Annotated in this window: 17 protein-coding genes; all 17 read right to left on the reverse strand. The window is 57.6% G+C overall.

Features of this window, described 5'->3' with window-relative positions; genetic code table 11:
* Positions 1–8: 8 nt before the first annotated feature.
* Positions 9–446 carry a flagellar assembly protein FliW gene (gene fliW / locus ACFQZG_RS19180; protein ID WP_378155405.1) on the reverse strand — a complete coding sequence of 146 codons (438 nt, stop codon included), beginning with the start codon at positions 444–446 and terminating at the stop codon, positions 9–11.
* Positions 447–517: 71 nt separating this feature from the next.
* Positions 518–1,084: a DUF6470 family protein gene (locus tag ACFQZG_RS19185; protein ID WP_378155406.1), complete on the reverse strand. Its 567-nt coding sequence runs from the start codon at positions 1,082–1,084 to the stop codon at positions 518–520.
* 24 nt (positions 1,085–1,108) lie between these two features.
* Positions 1,109–2,032, reverse strand: a complete 924-nt coding sequence (gene flgL / locus ACFQZG_RS19190) for a flagellar hook-associated protein FlgL (protein WP_378155408.1) — start codon at positions 2,030–2,032, stop codon at positions 1,109–1,111.
* A gap of 28 nt (positions 2,033–2,060) precedes the next feature.
* Entirely contained in the window at positions 2,061–3,620 is a 1,560-nt protein-coding gene (gene flgK / locus ACFQZG_RS19195; protein ID WP_378155410.1) for a flagellar hook-associated protein FlgK, read from the reverse strand.
* A 34-nt stretch (positions 3,621–3,654) separates the two neighbouring features.
* The gene (locus ACFQZG_RS19200) at positions 3,655–4,158 is read right to left on the reverse strand and encodes a flagellar protein FlgN (protein ID WP_378155412.1); all 504 of its coding nucleotides are present in this window, start codon (positions 4,156–4,158) and stop codon (positions 3,655–3,657) included.
* Positions 4,159–4,189: 31 nt separating this feature from the next.
* Positions 4,190–4,456 carry a flagellar biosynthesis anti-sigma factor FlgM gene (gene flgM, locus ACFQZG_RS19205; RefSeq protein WP_378155414.1) on the reverse strand — a complete coding sequence of 89 codons (267 nt, stop codon included), beginning with the start codon at positions 4,454–4,456 and terminating at the stop codon, positions 4,190–4,192.
* Positions 4,457–4,539: 83 nt separating this feature from the next.
* Positions 4,540–4,950, reverse strand: coding sequence for a flagellar protein (locus ACFQZG_RS19210; RefSeq protein WP_378155416.1), 411 nt, complete (start codon positions 4,948–4,950; stop codon positions 4,540–4,542).
* A gap of 88 nt (positions 4,951–5,038) precedes the next feature.
* A complete protein-coding gene (locus ACFQZG_RS19215) occupies positions 5,039–6,226 on the reverse strand; it encodes an acyltransferase (RefSeq protein ID WP_378155418.1) in 1,188 nt (395 codons plus the stop codon).
* 128 nt (positions 6,227–6,354) lie between these two features.
* Positions 6,355–7,143 (reverse strand): ComF family protein, encoded by a 789-nt coding sequence (locus ACFQZG_RS19220; protein ID WP_378155420.1) that lies wholly within the window; start codon positions 7,141–7,143, stop codon positions 6,355–6,357.
* A complete protein-coding gene (locus tag ACFQZG_RS19225; protein WP_378155422.1) occupies positions 7,140–8,651 on the reverse strand; it encodes a helicase-related protein in 1,512 nt (503 codons plus the stop codon). Before ACFQZG_RS19225 ends, ACFQZG_RS19220 begins: the two co-directional genes overlap by 4 nt.
* A gap of 621 nt (positions 8,652–9,272) precedes the next feature.
* Positions 9,273–9,821 (reverse strand): glycosyltransferase family A protein, encoded by a 549-nt coding sequence (locus ACFQZG_RS19230; RefSeq protein WP_378155423.1) that lies wholly within the window; start codon positions 9,819–9,821, stop codon positions 9,273–9,275.
* Between the two features lie 160 nt (positions 9,822–9,981).
* Positions 9,982–10,704 (reverse strand): response regulator, encoded by a 723-nt coding sequence (locus ACFQZG_RS19235; protein WP_378155425.1) that lies wholly within the window; start codon positions 10,702–10,704, stop codon positions 9,982–9,984.
* Positions 10,694–11,872, reverse strand: coding sequence for a sensor histidine kinase (locus ACFQZG_RS19240; RefSeq protein ID WP_378155427.1), 1,179 nt, complete (start codon positions 11,870–11,872; stop codon positions 10,694–10,696). Before ACFQZG_RS19240 ends, ACFQZG_RS19235 begins: the two co-directional genes overlap by 11 nt.
* A 147-nt stretch (positions 11,873–12,019) precedes the next feature.
* Positions 12,020–14,728, reverse strand: coding sequence for a stalk domain-containing protein (locus tag ACFQZG_RS19245; RefSeq protein ID WP_378155429.1), 2,709 nt, complete (start codon positions 14,726–14,728; stop codon positions 12,020–12,022).
* Between the two features lie 253 nt (positions 14,729–14,981).
* Entirely contained in the window at positions 14,982–15,335 is a 354-nt protein-coding gene (locus ACFQZG_RS19250; RefSeq protein ID WP_378155431.1) for an MmcQ/YjbR family DNA-binding protein, read from the reverse strand.
* Positions 15,332–19,693, reverse strand: coding sequence for an Ig-like domain-containing protein (locus ACFQZG_RS19255; protein WP_378155433.1), 4,362 nt, complete (start codon positions 19,691–19,693; stop codon positions 15,332–15,334). The genes ACFQZG_RS19250 and ACFQZG_RS19255 overlap by 4 nt, the downstream gene beginning before the upstream one ends.
* A 149-nt stretch (positions 19,694–19,842) precedes the next feature.
* Positions 19,843–21,045 carry a methionine adenosyltransferase gene (metK, locus tag ACFQZG_RS19260; RefSeq protein ID WP_378155435.1) on the reverse strand — a complete coding sequence of 401 codons (1,203 nt, stop codon included), beginning with the start codon at positions 21,043–21,045 and terminating at the stop codon, positions 19,843–19,845.
* Between the last annotated feature and the right edge of the window lie 93 nt (positions 21,046–21,138).

The following is a 21,138-nucleotide window of genomic DNA, read 5'->3' on the forward strand; positions in this document are numbered from 1 at the left end:
ACCTCTTCCTATTTCGGATCGCTCGTTTGGAATAATGAATGTCTCGTCGTATAGCTCGTCTTGGCCAGAACGACTTGCTTGCCTAGTCGGCTACCGAGATTAACGATTACGGGCGCCAATAAGTTGGCGGTAGCCGTTTCCAATTGACCATTAATTGACACGATTACGCGGACCGCCACCTGATCGGCGGAGTTTATTTTCAATCCCTCGACGACCTGATCGGGAAGTTCGCATTCATACTCCGAATAAAACTCGAACGGATCGGTGATGACAAAAGAGACTTCTCCGTCATCGATGCTTTGGAGATACGAAAACGGAGCGTGTTCTTCTACTTCTATCAAGGTAAATCGTTTTAATTCCTCAAACCCGGGAATCCCCTGTTCGAACCGAACAATGTCCTGCTCTCGAATGTCCAACTCGCCGAACCTTGCGGTATGTACGTTCATATCGTTCCCCCGAATGGTTTAAAATAAATAAACAGCTATAGCGCGCTCGGAACTCTCGCCTATAGCTGATTTTATGCCGAGATATCGATCACCGGCGGCGTTATTGTAACCTTAGGATACTGTTCCATGTAAATATTAACGGAACCTCTATGGAAATTGATCTCTGGGCGTTGAATCTGCGCTTGGATATTAAGCTCGCCGGGGATGAACTGAATATCCGGATCGTTCGGAATATAATCGAAGCTAGTGTTGTCCAACGACGCCGGTCCATACACCTGCAAATCCGGCGCGCCTTCGACGAACTCGTTCAACGCCAACTCCGGAATCGGATTCCCCTTGATTCGCAGATCGCCCATTCGATTACCCTCATCCACGATACGATTAAGATTCTCAATAGCAACCTGCTTATACTGCGAGTAAATCCGGTTCCAGAACACTTCCATGTTCCCGCCGTCCAGCGCCTCCCACGTTCGGGAGTTATCGATGTTGAGCTGTCCCGGTCGATTATGCGCGATAATCTCCGGCTTGCTGGATGTAACATGAAGCGTTGGCTGCGGCCTCCGGATCTCGAATTGGCCTCGTTCGGATTGAATGCCGATCTTCCCGCGCTGGGATTGAACCGATATGAATGGTACCACTTCAATCCCACCTCATCCCGGAAGTTATCTTAGGAAATCGACGAGCGACGGTTGTATGACCTTAGAGCCGACAGACAGCGATGCCTGATAGACGCTCTCGTTCACCTTCGCTTTAATAATGAGTTCTTCCATGTCCGCGTCCTCGGTCTTGGACTGCAACGTCTGAAGGTTGACGTTCAAATCCTTCAACCGGTCTTCCATCAGCTCGATGCGATTAATGCGCGCGCCGACTTCCGCTTGCTGCGTCAGCACCTTGCTGTAGCGGCTTTCTAGATGTCCAAGTTGACCGCTAACGGCCGAATGATCGTTCGCTCTCAGCCCCGCGATCATCTTATCGAGAACGTCGAACAAGTTGTCGTCCTCGTTCTTAGGCGCGGTAACCCCGGGAGGCGGATAACCGAACACGTCGTTGCCGATCAAGTTGACGTCAAGCTGTACGCCGGCATTCACGATGAAGTTAATATCGCCGTTATCCGTAATGGCTTCCGCAGGATTGGTCGACGAATCATACGGCACCTTGTCGGTGAATTGTCCGTTAAAGATGTATTTGCCCTTGAATTGGCTATTCGCGATATCGAGAAGTTGCGCTTTCAGCTGGCTCAACTCATTGGCCACGTTCTCTAGCGCTACGTCGGGGTTCGTGCCGTTCGAGCCTTGCACGCCCAGTTCTTTCGCCCGCTTAATAACGTCTCCGACCTGCGACAGCATCGTATCGTTGAAGTCGAGCCACGAAGTCGCCGAATCGACGTTGGATTGATAGCGATCGTTCACCGCCAAGTCGCTGCGGTAACGCAGGGCGTAAGTGATCCCGACCGGATCGTCCGAAGGACGATTAATGGTGCGGCCCGTCGACAATTTCTCCTGTAAGCCTGCGGATTGACCCAAGTTCGAGCTTATATTGCGCAGCAATTGCGCGGTTATGGTTCCTTGCGTTACGCGACCCATCATGGCGGTTACCCTCGCTCTCTACGGACTATTATCTGCCTACCGTGCCCATGCCGTTAATGATTTTGTCGAGCGTCTCGTCCAATGTCGTCATGAACCGGGCAGCCGCGTTGTAGGCGTGCTGGAACTTGATCATGTTGGCCATCTCTTCGTCGAGCGAGACGCCGCTGACGGATTGGCGACGGGAGTCGACTTGATCGACGACGATCTGATAATTGTCCGTCTGGCGTTGCGCCTCTTGCGTCTGGATGCCGAGCTGTCCGACGATGGAGCGGAAGAAGTCGCTGACCGTTCCTTCTCCCGTAATGGCCGTCGCGCTGACGGAACTGAAGTCGATCTTCATATCGTTGAATTGGGCGATCAACATCGCGATGTCTTTGTTGCCTTTGACGACCGATTCCGTCGTGCCGTTGACGACGGTACGCAGCGAAGACGTGATGTTGGAAGCGTCGGCTTCGATGTCGGCGCTAAGTCTGATGTTACCCGCCGTAAGAGCGCCGCCGTCGCTGGACACGAAGAACGGTCCGCCGGCTTTCAACGGCTCCTGAGCCGTATAGCCGAGTTGATGCAGGCCGTTAAGTCCCTTCACGGTGACGGTAAGATCGGTAGCTAGCGTTCGATTGGCGCCGTTATACGGAACGCCGCCAAGCACGGTCCCTTCTGGCAACACGGACCCTGCGGGAATCGTAACCGTAATGTCGCCGTTGACCATGCCGTTGACGAGCGTATTCAATTGGTTCTGGTAATCGACGACGAACTGATCGCGGGAGCGAATCATCCCGTATATTTCGCCGCCTGTCAGGTCCGTCCCGAAGCTGCCGATGACGCCGTCTTCCGTAAGAACGGCGGGGGTATCGTTATCGACCAACGTCTGATTGCCCATCGTGATCTGATAAGAATCGGAAGTCTCCAACACCTTGACGTTCGCCATCTTGGACAGCTCGTCCACGAGCACGTCCCGTTGGTCCCGCAAATCGTTCGCGTTATCGCCGTAGGCTTCGATTCGGCGGATTTGCTGCGTCAGCTCCGCGATCGTCTGAACGGACGTATTCATCTGCGCCACCTTGACTCCGATATTCTCGGACAGATCGGACCGAAGATCCTCGAGCTGACGGCTCGTCTGGTTGAAAGCGTCGGTCAGCGCGCGGGCGGTTTCCCGTACGAGCTTGCGTGCGGTCAAGTCTTCGGGGTTCTCGCTGAGATCGTGCCAGGAGTTCCAGAACTTGTCGAGCACGGAACGCAATCCGGAATCCGACGGCTCGTTAACGATCGTCTCCAGCTTCGTCAACGTATCCAATTGTATCGAATAACTGCCCAAGCTTTGGTTCTCGTTCCGGTACTGGCCGTCCAAGAAGTTCTCCCGAATGCGAGTGATCGAGCTGAACTCAACGCCCGTGCCGAGTTGGCCCGGCGCCGTCGACTTCGTCATGCCGATGGCTTCCATCGGTTTGGAAGCGACCATATTAACCGTCTGGCGAGAATAGCCGACCGTATTCGCGTTCGCAACGTTATGACCGGTCGTCTGCAGCGCGACTTGTTGCGTAACCAAGCTTCTTCTGGCGGTTTCCAAGCCGTGGAAGGTAGATCGCATGTCATTTACCCCGTTTCGTTCTAGTTAGATGCCGTCATGCGCGGGAATCGAAAATTTTAAGATTAGACTTCCCGTACGAGGAGTCGGAAGGTTTCTTGTATACGTAATCCTGATCGTCGTAGCCTCCGGTGAGCAAGCTCAAGGAGTAGTCGTTGAATTCGATCGAATGCTTCGCGAGATTCATGTTCAAGTCGTTGAGCACTCTCAGCTTCTCCATCGCGGCGCTCAGCCGGTCGGCAATCTCGGAAAGCGCAAGCTTATCCGCGGGATTCGTCATCATGCGGACCAACTGCGCCACCTTCAGCGAAGGCGTAGGCATGAATCCGCGTTCCCTGAGCATTTCGTTCGCAGCCTTTACCCTTCTGGCATCGGCTTCGACGATCAGCTTGAGCAAGCGCGCTTCCTTGTTCACCGTCTCGTTCAATAGATCGACGTTGTTGACGATCAACGCTTCTTTCTTCTTCGATCCGAGTTCGATCATTTGCTCGTGTTGCCGCAGCAACGTCTCCAGCGAGTCAGTCAACTCTTGGAACGACATGCCGTCACCTCTGTCTGCTTGAGATCTTAAGCTATTCGCGTACGAACGGAAGCAATTTCTCCGCGAGCTTGCCCGCGTCTACGTTGTACGTGCCGGTGGACACTTCCTGCTTCAATTCCTCTATGCGCTTCGCGCGGCTAGGTTCGTCCGACCGCTGCGCTCCCAACAGCTGCATCGCCTCCGGCGAAAATTGCACCTCGTCCTTGCGCTTCTTGCCCTCCGCCTGGCTCGTGCGAGCCTCGGATTGCTGTTGATACGTACGATAAGCGCCAATGCGCTGGGTATCGTTGATTTTCACGTGAGATCACCTCGACAAATAAAAAAGACCGATAATATATATTCCTATTATCGGTCGATGCTTATGAATTGTTTAGAGGCTTATTATTTCCTGTCCTTATATCGGTCGGTGATCTGGTACGCCGCGCCGTTGCGGTAATCCTGCGTAGCGGATGACGGCCCGGCTTGCGAATTCCGGATGTCCTTCTTCAGCCTGGTCCTGCACGGATCGCACATGTTGCTCTCGCGAATGAGCGTGCCGCACACCTCGCAAGGGTACGTCAGGTTCGGCGCGTCCATGAGCGAAATCCGACCTTCCCTGACCCAGCGCGTGATCTGCTTGACGCTGATCTCCGTGTCGTCCGCCAACTGCTGAATGTTCAATCCTTTATTCTTCCGAAGGTACTCGATGCAGCGCTCGTAATCTTGCTCGAGTTCTTGGTGGCATTGGTTGCACACTTCGCGAAAATGCTTGGAGAACAACTTATTGCAACGGGGACAATAGACTAGATTCATGCCTCGTCCTCCTCCCATACGACAGGTTTCGACTGCTACTAAAGTCCATTATAGTAAATTTTACAAGTTTGTGCATGCGCAATTAGAACTAGGCCGAGGCGGAAGGCGCAGTCGGTTTCGTTGCCTTGTCCGTCTTCTTGCCGTACGTTGCCTGAAGCTGCGCCGGCACGCTGCCGAAGATAAGCCAGGACAGTCCGGTCATGCGGCAGACGGCCGTAACGACGATCCACGAAATGCCCAGCGCGAGCACGAAGCCTCCGGCGTACCACAGGTGGTGTACCATCGAGCCGCCGCCCTCTAACGGGAACTTCCGGTAGACCATCAAGACGAGCGGATGGAATAGGTACACGCCGAACGAAACGATACCTAGATGGCGAATACGTCCGACGAGCCACGACGTGTTCATTCGATTCCCGATCAAGAACGCGATTTGCATCAGAATGATCGGGGTCAGCATCGTGTGGCCGTCCCATAGGATGTCGTACGTCAGTTGCTTATATGGCGTGCCGTGCATGCGAGCGTTGTACCAGATCGTTACGTACGAAGCCGCGAATCCGATCCAAGTACCCCATAGCACGATCCATCCGGCGATGCGCGCGGGCGTCGCGTTCGCCTTCGTGACCATCAGCCACCCTTTGATCCGATCGAAGTAAATGCCGAGCCACGCCCCCAGGAAGTAGTGCCCGAAATACGACGGCGACCAACTTCCGCGGTTCGTCACTTGCCAGTATTCGCGGTTGTACAGGAAGAACGCCCATTGCAGCCCGACGCCCAGCAAGACCGCGATCGCCGCCAACCAGCGGAACCTTTGGAACAGGAACAGCAATACCGGGAACAGCAAGTATAGCTGAATGTTGATGAAGACGAAGTATAAGTGCGTATACGCCTTGCCATGCAGGATATCGTCCCATAGTCTCGGGAACATCGCGGTAATATCCCATGCCTTGTCGTTCTCGTACCACCGGATCGCGAAATACAGCGCCGAGAACAGGATGTACGGAATGACGATATAAGCAAACCGCTTGCTGTAAAATTTCTTAAAACGGTCGAGCGTCATCGATTGCGGATAATAGTTATAGAACAAGACGAAGCTGCTCAGAAGAATGAACGACGTCGTTCCGATTTTGAAGAAGATGTTCAAGAAGTTATAAACGCCGTATACGCTCGTCTCCTTCATATCCAACGTGGCAAAAGAAGTCGAATGCACCAGCAGCACGCCGATAATGGCGATCGCCCGGACGAGATCCAGTTCGTTTAACTTCGCGCGACGTTCCAATTGCGCCTCCTTCTCGAATGGCTGCGAATCTCGCAGACTTCGACGCTTTCTGTCATCCACACATCATAACATAGAGAGAATTGCGGCGTGAAGGACAATCCATTGACAAATTCGGCAGAGATGCCTTCTTATCGCGCCCAAGTAATTCCGTAAACTGTCGAAAGCGAGGAAGCTTCGCGGAGCACCCGCGAGCATTCGTTCATCGTGCTGCCCGTCGTATAGACGTCGTCGAGGAGCAAGATGTTGCCGGCAGGGGGAGCGATGGCATTCGTATCTTCCAATGCGAAAATCCCTCTCATGTCCGTCACCCGGCTACGTCTGCTTTTGAGGCTTTGCTTCTCGGTGTGCCGAACTCGGCGAAGCAGCGGTCGGTAGGGGATCCGATACCATTCGGAGAGGTGCCGCGCGATCCGCTCGGCTTGATTGAAGCCCCTCTCGGCAAGCCTCTCTCGAGAGAGGGGGACGCTGGTTATCGCTTGGAAAATAGGGTGGGCGGACGTTAATGGGGTGGGGTCAGCAGGCGCATCCGCGAGAAGAGAATCCTCCAGCCGCTCCAACGCAAAAGCCGCCATCGCGGCCAGCACCGCGCCAAGCCGTTCTTGCCCTCGATACTTGTACAAGGCGAGCCAATCCTTCATCGCGTCGTCGTACCGAACCGCGCAACGGCAAGCTTCGTAATGGCGTACCGTTCTTCTCGCGCAGTCCCCGCACGTTTCTCCGCGACCGCAGACGCGGCAATGCGGATAGACGATCCAAGGCATCGCCTCTCTGCATGCCCCGCATAACGATTCAAGATGCTTGCGCGGGGCAGGATGGCGCACCGGGAGTTGACGAGCCCGAGTCTTCGGACGACCAGGTTGACCGCACATCGCGCAAGCTTGATTCAAGCGGGAGAACCATGCAGCGAGACGATTCATCGTATGCTCGCCTCCTCGGCGGGAGTTTGAAGATACCCTTGCTTTGCCGCGATCTTGTTCATGCCGCGGATTTGCCGAATCGCCCCGCGTTGAGGTTGGGTTAAGTTTCGCCCTGCGAACGTGACGGCGCCGTTCGGATCCGCGGCCGACCGCCCCGCTCGGCCAGCCATCTGCACGAGCGCCGCGGCATCGAACAGCGCGTCGTCGGCATCCAAGACGATCACGTCGCTCTTCGGAATCGTGACGCCCCGCTCCAGTATCGTCGTCGTGATCAGCACGCGGATCGATCTCTCGCGGAAACCGGATACTTTATCCGCACGGAGCGCATCCTTAGAGGAAGTGCCTTCAATCTGCGCTTCTTCGTCGATGCCGAGGGATGGGCCGGCTTTGCGCAGCAACCGAACCAGGGGATCGACGTAACGGATCATCGGAACGAAGACGAATAGCTGCGCGCCTCGCAGGACGGAAGCTCGGAAAGGCTTAAGCAGCTGTTTCGGGAGCTTGCCGCTCCTAAGCCAACGGGATATGGGAGGCAAGGTAATCCGCTTCGGTACCGGCAGCGGATGGCCATGGAAGCGCACGGGAACCCGCGCGCAAGGCAGACGTCCGCGCTTGACGGCGCGTTGCATGTCGGGCGGCGGCGTAGCGCTTAGATAGAGCGTAACGCCGTCCGGGCGGCAGCACTTGGCCGCGGCGAATTGGAGCATCTCGTCGTCGCGGTACGGGAACGCGTCCATCTCGTCGATCAGCACGAGATCGAACGCTTCCTGGAAGCGAATGAGCTGATGGGTCGTGGCGAGCGTAAGCGCGGCGTTCTCCCAGCGGTCGGCGCTGCCGCCGTACAGGACGGCGCGCGAATATCCGGGGAACGCGGCGGCTAGGCGCGGCGCAAGCTCGAGCACGACGTCCCGCCTTGGCGTCGCGACGAGCGCGCGCCCGCCTCGCGACAGGATAGCTTCGAGCAGCGGGAAGATCATCTCTGTTTTGCCGGCGCCCGTGACTGCCCAGAGCAGGAACTTGTTGTTATGGCGGCGGGCGGCTGGTTCGCCGCGGTCGCCGCCGAGGAACCGCAGCGCGGCGGCAGCCGCCTCTCGCTGCGCGGGGCTCAGGCTCCAGCGGCCGAGAGGGTGCGCGGCCGCCGGAGCCCATGCCGGCGCGCCGGCCTCGAGGGGCGCCGCGCCTATGACGAGCAGCCCGCACGCGCGGCTGCGCCCCATCGTGACGCATGCCTCGCAATACGCGCAGGCATGCCCCCCGCAAGCGGCGCAAGGCGTGCGCCGCAAGCTCTCGTTGCCGCTGCCGCAACGGCGGCAACGCAGCTCTTCCGCCGCCGATCGGCGGCGGGAAGCGCGCAGCCGGCCCCAGCCGCTTCGGCGGCGGGGCGGGGCTGCGCCTGCGGGCGCGACGGCGGCGGTTAGCCGCACCGCGCCCTCGAGGGCGGCGAGCTGCAGCGCCGCCAAATAGTCATCGCCAACATTCCCTACACTCCCTGCGCTCCCTGCACTCACCGCACTCCCACCAACTTCCCTTACCTCCCCAAGCAACTGCAAAGCCTCATCCTCAAGCAACGAGCGCCCGGACAATCGCTCGCCGATCTCTCTTGCAAGCCGAATGACTCGTTCATCCAAGGATTCCGAACCTTTTCCAAACTTCCCGAACAGCGTCATTATCTCAACAAAACGCGCATTCCCTTCCGCCCAGACCTCTCTTGCAACGCGACTCAACTCATCGCGCGCCCGCTTTTCACCCCATCCCCCCTCCTGCTCGACTTTCAACCTATCAATAGCTTGCTCTACCTTCAGCCTGTCGCAAATCTGCTCCGCCACGCCAAGCGGAACTTCCTCAGCCAGCCGAATCAGTCCAGCCGCGCCCCGCTCCTGCCAATAATGCCGATCGACCTTCCAAGCGATCGAGAATCGGAACTCCCAAGCTCCAACAGCACCCTCTGGTTGCAAGCCATACACCGCTGCTCTCACGAGCATCCCCTCCTAACGCAACATTACAACGCCAAAAAAAGCACACCCCCATCGCCTTCCGGCAATCGAGGTGTGCTTCACCCGTAATCTCTCGCTATGTTTACAGTGTATTCCAGTTGTTCGGATCGCGCAATATCTATCCCTTATCCATGCTCACCAACGCCGCCACATCGGCAATCTCGTAACATGCTCCCTAACCCCAAGGTCAATCCACACGACCTGCTCTTTTTCATGTTCCTGCCCAGCTCCATGCTCTTGCTCTTGCCCTTGCCCTATTGCATGCTCCTGCCCTTGCCCGCCATACTGCCCCAGCTCTTGCCCTAGCTCCTGGCCCAGACCCTGCTCCGAGCCCGCCGCCGCCACCTCGCGAGAGCGCTCCCAACGATGCAGCTTCAGCTTCGCTTCCTCGTCCTCCCACCGGATCCAGCCGATCCCGCTTCCATCGCGGGTGAAGCGCTCCACGATCGCTCCGGTCTCGTCGCTCGAGCCGTCCAGCACGACCGTAATGCCGACGTCCGTGCCCGTGCGCCGGGAATAGCGCTGCAGCGCCCTGACGCAGCCCTCGATCTCCGACTCGTGATTGCCAGCGACAAGCACGTAGTGACGGCGAATTCCGCCGGCGACGCTTCTCTTGTACACCCAATGCGCGACCAACGCAGCCGCCGCGTAACAGCCGATGATCCATAACAGCTCGGGAATCACCGCGGCCACCTCCCTCGACTTCTTAAGGTTGTGCATCAATATATGCCGCGGCTTATGCAGGAGTTCCGGCGATCGACCCGGACATCCGCCCACCGCAACGCACAAAAAAATCGAAGCCCCCAAGGAGCTTCGATTCCCTAAATCCGTTATGTATGATGCCCTACAGCGTTACCCACCCGTACTTGATCGAGTTGATAACCGCCTGCGTGCGGTCGTCCACTTCCATCTTCTGCAGAATGCTGCTGACGTGGTTCTTGACCGTCTTCTCGCTGATGAACAGGTTCTCGCCGATCGTCTTGTTGCTCTTGCCTTCCGCCATCAGGCGAAGCACTTCGGCTTCCCGCCTCGTCAGCGGGTTGTTGCCGCGAGGGATGAACTTCGTGATCGTCTCCCGGCTCGCCGCCGCGCCCGAAGTCGCGCCGATCTCGTCGAGGTACGTCATCCGGCGGAGCTGGTTGATCAGCTTGCCCGTCACCTTCGGATGGATGTACGCATGGCCGTCGGCGACGGTACGGATCGCGTTGATTAGCGATTCCGCTTCCATGTCTTTAAGCAAGTAACCCGTCGCGCCCTTGCGAAGGGTTTCGAATACGTAGCTCTCATCGTCGTGTATCGAGAGGATGATCACCTTAATCTCGGGGAAAATATCGCGCAGCCGCTCGGTCGCCACGACGCCGTTCTCCGTCGGCATGTTGATGTCGAGCAGGACGACGTCGGGCTTCTGCTTATTGCAGAACTCGAGCACTTGAATGCCGTCTCCGCATTCGCCGATCACTTCCAAGTCGCTCTCCATGTTAAGGATGCGCTTCAGTCCCTCGCGAAAGAGCTGGTGGTCGTCCGCTAGAAGTACTTTAATAAGGCGGGTCGCTGTTTTAGTCTCCACTTGCGATTAGCTCCTTTCCTGGATCTGATTTGATCGGTACTTCTATGTTCAACTTAGTGCCTTGGCCGACCGCGGAGATGAATTCGATCTTGCCTTGCAGCAGCTCCACCCGTTCCTTCATGCCGATCAGGCCAAAGTGCGAATCGTACCGCGCCCTCGCCATGACGGCTTCGAGGTTGAAGCCGACGCCGTTGTCTTCCACTCGCAGCTCCACCGTATTCTCCTTGAAGGCGATCTCGAGCGAGACGAACGTCGACTGCGCGTGCTTGAGGGCGTTGTTGAACGCCTCCTGCACGAGCCGGAACAACGCGGCTTCCATCGCGGACGGCAACCGCTTCTCCTTGCCCGCCGTATCGAATACGGCGCGAATGCGCGTCCGCTCCTCGAAGTCCTGCACGAACTTGCGAAGCGTCGGCACGAGTCCGAGATCGTCGAGCGCCATCGGTCTAAGGTTGAAAATAATTTTGCGGATTTCTTCGAGTCCGTAGCGGATTTGCGACTTCAGATCGATGAGCTCGTTGCGCACGATCTGCAAGTCCTTCGTATCTAGCAGCCGTTCGGCTATCTCGGTGCGAAGCACCAGATTGGCCAGAGACTGCGCCGGACCGTCGTGGATTTCCCTGGCGATGCGCTTGCGTTCGTCCTCCTGCGCGAGAATGATCTTCAATCCGATCATCTGCCGGTTTTTCGCGGATTCGAGAATGCGCGTGACCTGATTGAGGTCCCCGGCCAAATAATCGAGCACGATGCTCATCTGCAGGTTGATCGTATCCGCCCGCTCGATCGACAGCTCCACGTTCTTCGCGCGCTTCTGCAGCTCGTCCCGCCGGGATTTCAGGTAATGCTCCTTCTCCCGGTAGACCATCAGATCCAGCTGCAACTGCGTCGCCTTCTCATAGGCGGATTTAATATCTTGTTCGGAATAGCGTACGAAGTCGCGGCTTACTTCCGTGAGGCGGATTCTCGCGAGCCGGTAGTCCCGCTCCAGCCGATCGACCTTGTCGATCGTCGCGGTCGTCTCCGTCAGTACGGTCTCCAGCTCTTGATTCAGGGATATTAATTCGCGGCGCGCTGCCTCGCAAATCTCGAACACTTGCATCTTGCTATCTTCCATGACGCCGATCGCGTTCTGAATAATGCGATCGATCTGGTCTACCCGGTAATCCATCTTACCTTCTCCCCTGCTTATCAGACGCGCGCAATTCCCTGATCTCCCCGTCGTAATACCTCATCGCAGTAAGGCGATCGCCTTTATCATACCATATTTCGTCATCCCGATGAGAGAACGTTATAGGTATTTCGAGATAAAAATATATTAATGAATCGTGATCGTCTTGGTCTTCGCGTCCCAGTCCACCTTCTGGCCGAGCTGCTCGGAGATGACCCGAACCGGGACGTACACGCTGTTCTTCACCATGATCGGCGGCACTTTGATCGGCGTACGCACGCCGTTCACCGTCATCTCGTTCTTGCCGAGCCACAGCTCGAGCATCGTGTCGCCGCGGACGACCGTCACTCGTTGCCGCTTCTGGTCCCACTTCACGTTAGCGCCGAGACGGTCCGCCACGAAGCGCAGCGGCAAGTAGTTCGTGTACGTGCCCTTCAGCGTGAACGGCGCTCCCGGCAGCGTAACCGTCTTGCCGTCGACCGTCGCCTTCGTCTTGCCGACCTTCAGGACGATCGTCGGATGGTACACTTCGATCGGCTCCGGCGGGTATTGTACCATCAGGTTATCGAACGCCAGCTCGCCCTGGAGCGCCCGTTCGTCTTGGTCTTCCTCCAAGTTGACGACGTACAGCTTCGTCAGCTTGGCCGGTCCCTTAAGCCCGGCGGCCGACAAGTCGACGCGGACGCTCTTCCAGCCGGACCAATCGATCTTGTCGGCGATGGTAAGGAGCACGGCCTTGCCGCTGGCGTCCGTCGCTTCCGCGCGCAGCCAGTTCATGCTGTGATCGCCGAGCACGTCGAGCGTGAGCGAAGTCGGCGAGCCCGCGATGGCGACGCCCTTGCCGTCGTTCAAGTTCGCGTATGCGTAACGGGAACCGGAGCCGATCTGGAAGTCGTAGTCCAAGAGTAGCACGTTCGAAGTTTCCCGTCCCGGGATACCGGTCGAGACCGAAGCCGTTCCGGCCGTCTCCGCCGGCTTGCCGGAGAAGGCGATGCCGTAGCCGACCTTCTCGAAGTCCTCGACCGTCTTCTCTGTCCCCGGCGTAAGCACAGCCATCGCTCCGAAACCGTCGTAACGCGCGATCGCGTAGCCGGCAAGAATGTCCTTCTCCACCTTCTCCACGGTCAGCTTGCCGGCTTCCGCCTTGCCCGTGAATCCGCGGAACTCCCAATCGATCGAAGACGCCGGCACCGACAGCTCGCGTCCGTCCGTCAGCTGCGCCTTGACCGGCAGCGAGATGACGCCGCCCGGCTTCAACACCGTCGAGCCCGGCTCCACGATCAGCTTCGCGATCTGCGCTTCGCCCACGATCTCGAGCGGCACCGTCGAGCTGGCGCCGCCGGCTTGCACGTTCAGCGTCGTTTTGCCGGCCTTGGCGACCTGCAGGATGCCGTCTTGGAATTGGCCGAGCGCGTCGCTCAGGCTCCATTCCGGCTGCAATCCTTTCGGGTCCATCGGATTGTAGTAGGTATCGTAAGCCTTCAGCGAGTACGTAGCTTGCTGACCGATGAACAGCGTCTTCGGCCCGCTAGCGACGATGCCCTTGATCTCCCCTTGCGGCGCGGACGAGTAGATGCCGATGCCGTTCGTGACGAGCCGCTGCGTCGTGCCGTAGAACGTCGGATGCGCGAGCGTAACTTGGAATTCGCCGAGCGGACGGGCGACCATCGTCGTGGAGCCGCCGCCGTCCATGTTGACGGCTTTCCAGACGCCGATCTCCTTCATCATCTGCTGGAGCTCCTTCAGCGAGACGCCCTCGCGTCCGCCGTTCTCCTCGACCGTGATCAGATAGGCGGTGTTGCCGTCTTGGGAGTAGCCGACCGCCGTGCGCGCGCGGTCCGCGGAGCCGCTGACGCCCGCGATGTCGCGGGTGAACTTCGACGGCTGGCCGTTATCCATGAGCAGCGTATGGCCGCTCACCATCATCTGGAAATCCGTCTCCGCGTAGACTTGCTTGTTCGTCAGCGACTCCAGCTGGTACTGCGTCGCGACCGGTTCGCCGACCTTCAGGTTGTTCGCGATGAACTTGCCCGAATCGAAGTTCTTATGTCCGCGCAGGATGTAGCCGTTCGCCGGAATCGTCTTCACGTCCAGCGCCTTGTCCCCCGATACCTGCGTCACGATGCCATCCACGACGAGCGCTTCGGCCGGCGAGATGCTGCTAGACTTCGGGCGCTCCGCGCCGGTCCATGCGCTCGTGTAAATGTACAGAGCGTTGTTGTGGCTGTAAGCCTTGTCCGGCTCGGTCCGGTAGGCGGACTTGTTAATGCCGGTCAACGCGAACGCGGTACCGTCCGCCGCGGTTACGCTGCCGGTGAACGTGAAGGCGTCGATGAGCGCCTTCTTGTCCTTCGTTACCCCGAACGCGTACATGCCGTCGAGCTTGTTCGTGCTCACGAGCAGCTTGCCGGACGTAATCTGCGCGCCCATCGGCGCGCCTTCGCTCGTGGACGCGGTCTGGAACACGTCGCCGTTAATGCCGGCGATGGCCCCCGTCTCCTTCGCCATTGCCGTGACGGATTGCCGCGCCGTAACGGAGCCGCCCTTGCCGCCCATCGCGTCCAGTCGGACGTACGGGTTCGTCAGATCAGCCTCGAGCACGTGCATAATCTCGGTCGCCTGCGTCTTTACGGAAGGCACCCATGCATAGGTGACTTGCTTAACGCCGGAAGCGACCATGGATTCGGATTGCTTGACGAGCTTATACGTGACGGCTGCTTTCGCCTCCGCGGTCGCCGCGTGCGCGACCGTCGGAACGAAGACGAAATTCGACACTGGCGCCGATAGGACGAGCATGCCCGCCAGAATCGGGAGCACGAGCTTGGAAGCGGTTTTGCTAGGTTTTAGTAATTTCATATGTATGGTCTCCTGTAAATCTGCATTTTTTTGAGAGGCGGCGTCGAAGCCGTCTCTATCTCTATTAGTAATAGACTCTTCCATAGCCCAAAAGTTACATGCGATAAGAGATTCCAATCACCGACCGCCCCGCGAAAAAGAATTACTATTGATAAGTCCATCGCGCGTAATTCCGATCCGAATAACGACGATCGAAATACACCAAAGAGGCGCCCGCATGCGCAAGCGCCCCTCTTTGGTTGTTCCTATTCGATTATGCTAGCGCATCCCGTTCCGCCTTCGTCAGCTTCCCGCGGACGAGCAAGTACGATTGCTCCAGCATCGCCAACAGCTCCGTCTCGGGAACATCTCCGCTAAGCACGACGGTGTTCCAGTGCTTCTTGTTCATATGGTAACCGGGAAGGACGGTACCCGGATACTGCTGCCGCAGCATCCATGCCTCCTCCGGCTCCGCCTTCAGGTTCACGCTCTCGTCCGGCCCCGTTCTGCCGAACAGGGCGAACATCTTGCTGCCGACGAACAGCACCGGCAGGTCCGGGTCGAACGGATAGCGAAGGCTGGTACCGGGCTTGTTTAGGCCGGCGGCGATGAGACGGGCGTGGTTCATAGCAGATCCGCGTATTTCAGGAATCTCTCGAGCATAACGGTCGCTTCGGCGCGGGTCGCGTTGTTCTGCGGCTTCAGCTCGGTTGCGGACGCCCCCTTGATGAAGCCGGCCACGACGCAAATCTGCATGCCTTCCTTGGCCCAACTGCTTACCTTCGATTTATCCTTGAACGCATTCAGCGCCGTGGACGTCGATGTCGTCGAGACGCCCGCGTAGGTCATCGCGCGGACGAGCATCGTCGCCATCTCTTCGCGTGTTACCGAGGCGTTCGGACGGAAGTTGCCGTCGGATCCGCCTTCTACGATGCCGGCCTTGCTTACCGCGCCGATGTACGCGGCAGCCGCATGGCCCGTGCCTACATCCATGAAGCGTGCCGCCGTCGCCTTGTCTCCGGTTAACCCGAGACCGCGAGCCAGGTATTCCGCGAATTCCGCGCGCGTAATGTTCTTGTTCGGCGAGAACAGCTTCGCGCTCGTGCCGCTCACGATGAACTTGGAGGCGAGCAGCGTGACGTTAGGGTTCGCCCAATGGTTCGCCATGTCGGTATAGCTCATCGACTTCCGCACGACGGTATAGATGCTGTTGCTCTTGCGCTTGAAGTCAACGGTTGCGGAGCCGCCGGATACGCTAATATTCGTGGGCACGTAGACCAGCTTGCCCGAATCGGTATCGTAACGAACGACGGCTACGTCATTCATGCTGCCCGAGAAGGGCTGAATCGTGAACGTACGAGTCACGTACATGTCGTATGCGTCGATCGTTCGCGTGCCGCCGGCGTGAAGCAAGCTCGCCGAGAAGTCGGCCGGCGAGGCGAGCAGCTGCGCCGTCTGGAAGTTGATCGCGGACGATAGGTTCGCGTCCTGCGTCTTCTCGATCGTTAGAAGCAACTTGGCGTTCGCGACGTTGGCGCCCGCGAGATAGAGTTCCTTGCTGTAGTTGATCGCCGTAAGCGGGATCGTGAATTGCATGTCTCCGGATTCCATTCTGAACGATGAGTTGGATGCTTTGGCGGACGCATCCATCAGTGCGCGGAACGGAATACTCACTTGTCCTGCCTGATCGAGCGCAGGCAATTTAATCGTTAAGATCGGCTTCGAGATTCCATTCGAGCCCGTGCGAATTCTGTCGTACGCCGCGAGCAGCTTGTCGCCGTCGACGTTATAACGGTTAGTCGAGCGGCCGGAAGCCAGCGTAATCCACTCGGTCGTAGCCGCCTTGGAGACGACGAGGCGCAGGCCGCCGCTGCCGTCGGCTTCGAGATAATCCGGCAACGGCGTAGTTACCGTGCCGCCGCCGTTAACCGTATTCGTCGCGGTTCGCTCCGAGAACGCGTCGACGTTCATGTTGCTATAGTCTTTCAGAGGATTACCCGAGATGCTGTAGGTGACCGTCACGTTCTGACTAGCCGATACCGGCGTCGCCAGCCCAAGGTATACTTGGTTAGCTTGAACGGATACGCTCGTCACGCCGATATACACGTTGTCCGCCTTGACGTAATACTGCGTTGCGTAAGGAACCGTAGCGGTATTCAACAACCCCGCATAAGTAAGAATCAATACGTTGTTATTGACCGTCGCGGAGACCAACTGGGTCGCCGCGGACGTGCCGACGGTCGCGTTATATGCATTAATCGCCGGCGCCGGATTGCCGGACAAGTCCACGATTCCCGGCGTTCCCGGAATGTACGAGATATAGATGAGCGCGTTCGCGCTGGGCGCTTGCGCTAACGTAATGTCGACCGTGTTGTTCGTTACCGTCACCGCCGATATGGCGACCGGCTGGCCGTTGCTTACGACGGAGAAGCTTGACTTGAGCGGCGCAGGTGACGCCAGCAATCCTTCGTTATAGTTCAGCCTCACGCTTGTTCCCGAAGCGACAGCCGAGACGAGCTGCGGCGGCGTCGAATCATTAATGTTCTGCACGTAGAAGTCGGTAAATGCGGCGGCCGCGTTGCCGCTCTGATCTCTTAACGGCGCACTGCCAGGCACGTAAGATACGGAAACCGATTGCATCGCCGAACCGCTGCCATATAGAGAGAGAGTCAGCGTCGAGCCGCTCGCGCTTGCCTGGCTGATGCCTTGCGACGAGCCGTTCAACTTGACGATGAATTGGGTCGAAGCGCCGCTTGCGAGCGCCTGTAACGACTTATTGAACGTCAAGACGAGCGTCGAACCGTTCAATGTGCCGCTCACGGGACGAGGCAACGTCGTATCCGAAGTGTTCGTAACCGCTTGGGCGTTTAAGTAAGCTGCCGCATTCCCGGTCAAATCTTTTAATTGATGCGCTGTATTGCTATCGGGCGTATATGACACTTTAACGGCTTGTCCGACCGCCACGCCGGATTGCAACGTCAGTCTAACGGAATTGCCGATAACCGCAACTCCGTTGACTTGTCTCGGGACATCGTTAACGGTCACGTAATAGTTCCCCGGGTATGGAACGAAGCCCGGATCCAACTCTTCGTCATACGTTAACACAACCGCGCTGCCATCCATAGAAGCGCTCGAGATTAACGGAGCCGTCGTATCGGAACCGATCGTCTTGAACGTCCAGCGATAATCGTTCAGAATGCCGGGGAACGGATTCAAGGCCAAGTCGGTAATCGCGTTGTTCGGAATGCGAACGACGTACGTCGTCGATCCGACCAACCCCGACGCGGTGAATACCGCCTTGCGCGCATCCGATCCATCCCTGGAAAGCGCGGCCGTCACCGTCGTGCCGCCGCCGACGGGAATTAATGTCGCCGAACCGACGGGTACGGCAATCTCTTCGCTGAATAGCATCGCGAATGTTGCCGTCGTCTTGACAGTCTGCGTTCCGGATGCCGGCGTCGTGGACAACAATTCCGGCGCGACCGAATCGGAAGTTACCTTGAACCACCAGCTCGTGAAATCCGTCGCCGCTATGCCGCCGTACGGAAGTCCTGCCATGTCGGTAATCGCCAGATTGCTGATTTGGACGGCATAAGAAGTATTTTGCACGAAGTTGCCGCACCCCGGTTGAGCCGAAGGAGTGATCGTAAGCGTGTCCGTTCCTCCCCCGACGACCGCACTAGACGTAATCGGAATCGAACAGAAGACGGTTTGCGGCGATGCCGTATGCCGGATAACGATCGTGCCGCTGCCCGGCTTAACCGGCTCGCTGAACTTGATCGTCAGCGCGCCGTTAACCGCCGTCGTCGATCCGCCGTTAGCCGGCGTTATGACGATCGCCGTTGGGTTCGTCGAGTCCGCCGATGCTTGCGTCGCGAAATTCCACGTTACTGCGTCGACGATCCCTTCGTACGCGTTATTCGAAGCGTCCTTCAACGTGCCGGGATCCATAAGGACGTAATAGCCCGTGCTCGCCGCCAGAGAAGCAAAAGCAATGGAAACCGTCGTACCGCTAACGGTTACCCTAGAGGAGTTTACCGCCATATCGATCGTATCCACGGTAACGTTGTCGACGATTCTCTTCAGCAGAATCAATCCGGAGGTCCCTTTCTGCATATTCGCTCCGAAAGTTAATTGTGCCGTCAGAGCGCCTGCAGCGATGCCGGAAGCATTGTCCGCTGGCGAGAACGCCGGAGCGGCAACCGGAGACGCAGAGGTCGTGAATTGCCAACCGGGAGGCGCATAAGCATTGCCGACGACGTCCACGAATGCGTTGTTCTCGATCAGAACTTGATAAGTCTTGCCCGAGACGAGGCGGGTCGGCGGTTGAATCGTAATGACCGTCTGGTTAGAACCGTTGACGATGCCGCTGCCCGACACGGCGGAAGATAATACGGAGATCACCTGCGTATCCCCCGTATCGACCCTCATAATGCGGATGCTCCCCGCAGCGGCGAACACCTTCTCGTTGAACGTCAAGGTAAGCGCGTCCGTCGATAACATGCTCCCGTTATAGGCGGGCGTCAGCGTTGCGGTCGGAGCCGTTCCATCGCTCGCGATGACCCCGAAGTTCCATGCGGTTGCATTGCTAACGCCTTCGAATCCTAGACCGGCTCCGTTCAAGAAGGCGTTCGGACTGATCTCTACGTAATAGCTTCTGCCAGCTACGAGCGTGCCGTTCGGATCGATCTGAACCGTCTTCGAACTTAATAGGCTTACGCGAGAGTCCGTGACGTTGTAACTGGCCACGGCAACGTTCGTGCTCGCGTCTTTGATCGCGACCGTGCCGCCGCTAGCCTTCGCGACGTTCTCGTCGAACGTAAGCGTAAGCTTAACGTTAGCGGGCACCGTCATATCGTTATCCGCGGGATAAGTAGAAACTTTAACCGGCCCGCCGGCGGCCGCATTCGTTATCCCTGCCGACACCCACAGCTGGGCAATAAGGGACAGGATAAGGGCAAGCATCAGAGTTCTTCGTAGCTGCAATCGTATTACCTCCCGAGAAAGTCACACTGGTACCTTATATGTCGGCTTCCGTGATGGAGAATTTTAGGGAGTTGCGACTCATTTCCACGATTTATGGCGAAAAAAGACCCTCGCTATCGCGAGAGTCTGATTGTAAATATTCGAACTCGTTAAGCCAACGCACCTTGCTTCAACCCGTCCACGCGATCCAGACGCTCCCAAGGGAGGTCGAGATCGGTACGGCCGAAGTGGCCGTATGCAGCGGTCTGGCGATAGATCGGACGGCGAAGGTCCAGCATCTTGATAATGCCTGCCGGACGAAGATCGAAGTTGTTGTTGATCAATTCGACCAACTTCTCTTCGCTCACTTTGCCCGTGCCGTACGTATCGACGTTGACGGATACCGGCTTCGCTACGCCGATCGCGTAAGCAAGCTGGATCTCGCACTTGTCGGCCAGGCCGGCAGCGACGATGTTCTTCGCTACATAGCGAGCCGCGTATGCCGCGGAACGGTCGACTTTCGTCGGGTCCTTGCCGGAGAACGCGCCTCCGCCATGGCGAGCGTAGCCGCCGTACGTGTCGACAATGATCTTGCGGCCGGTCAGGCCGGCATCGCCTTGCGGACCGCCGATAACAAAGCGGCCGGTCGGGTTAATGAAGAACTTCGTCTCGCCGTCAAGCCATTCTTGGGGAACGACGGAAGATATAACATGCTCGCGGATATCGTGCTGAATTTGCTCGAGCGATACGTCCTCCGAGTGCTGCGTGGAGATGACGATCGTATCGACGCGAACCGGCTTGCCATCCACGTACTCGATCGTGACTTGCGTCTTGCCGTCCGGACGAAGATACGCCAGCGTATCGTTCTTGCGAACTTCGGACAGGCGGCGGGACAGACGGTGCGCAAGCGCGATCGGCAGCGGCATGTACTCCGGCGTCTCGTTCGTCGCGAAACCGAACATCAAGCCTTGATCGCCCGCTCCGATGTCTTCGTTCTCTTGCTTCATATCTTTGCCGTCGCGCGACTCGAGCGCGGCGTTAACGCCTTGCGCGATATCCGCGGACTGTTCGTTCAGGGATGTAAGCACGGCACACGTGCTGGAGTCGAAGCCGTACTTCGCGCGCGTGTAGCCGATTTCTTTGATCGTACGACGCGCGATCGCCGAGATATCGACATAATCCGCTTTGCTCGAAATTTCGCCAATAACTAGTACAAGACCAGTCGCTACGGAGACTTCGCACGCAACGCGCGCGTTCGGGTCCGCTTCCAAGAATGCATCGAGAACCGCATCGGAGATCTGGTCGCAAATTTTATCCGGATGGCCTTCGGTGACCGATTCGGATGTGAAGAGATGCCGTCCTTTAATCGACACAGTCTTCAACCTCCATATACAAAAAATGAACCTTTTCCGACTGGAAAAGGCTGTTAAGTGTAACCTTCGGATAAATGATACCGTGTTTGTCGA

Origin of the sequence: Cohnella sp. GCM10027633 (genome assembly GCF_042675445.1) — a bacterium.
In the GTDB taxonomy this organism is placed as follows: domain Bacteria; phylum Bacillota; class Bacilli; order Paenibacillales; family Paenibacillaceae; genus Cohnella.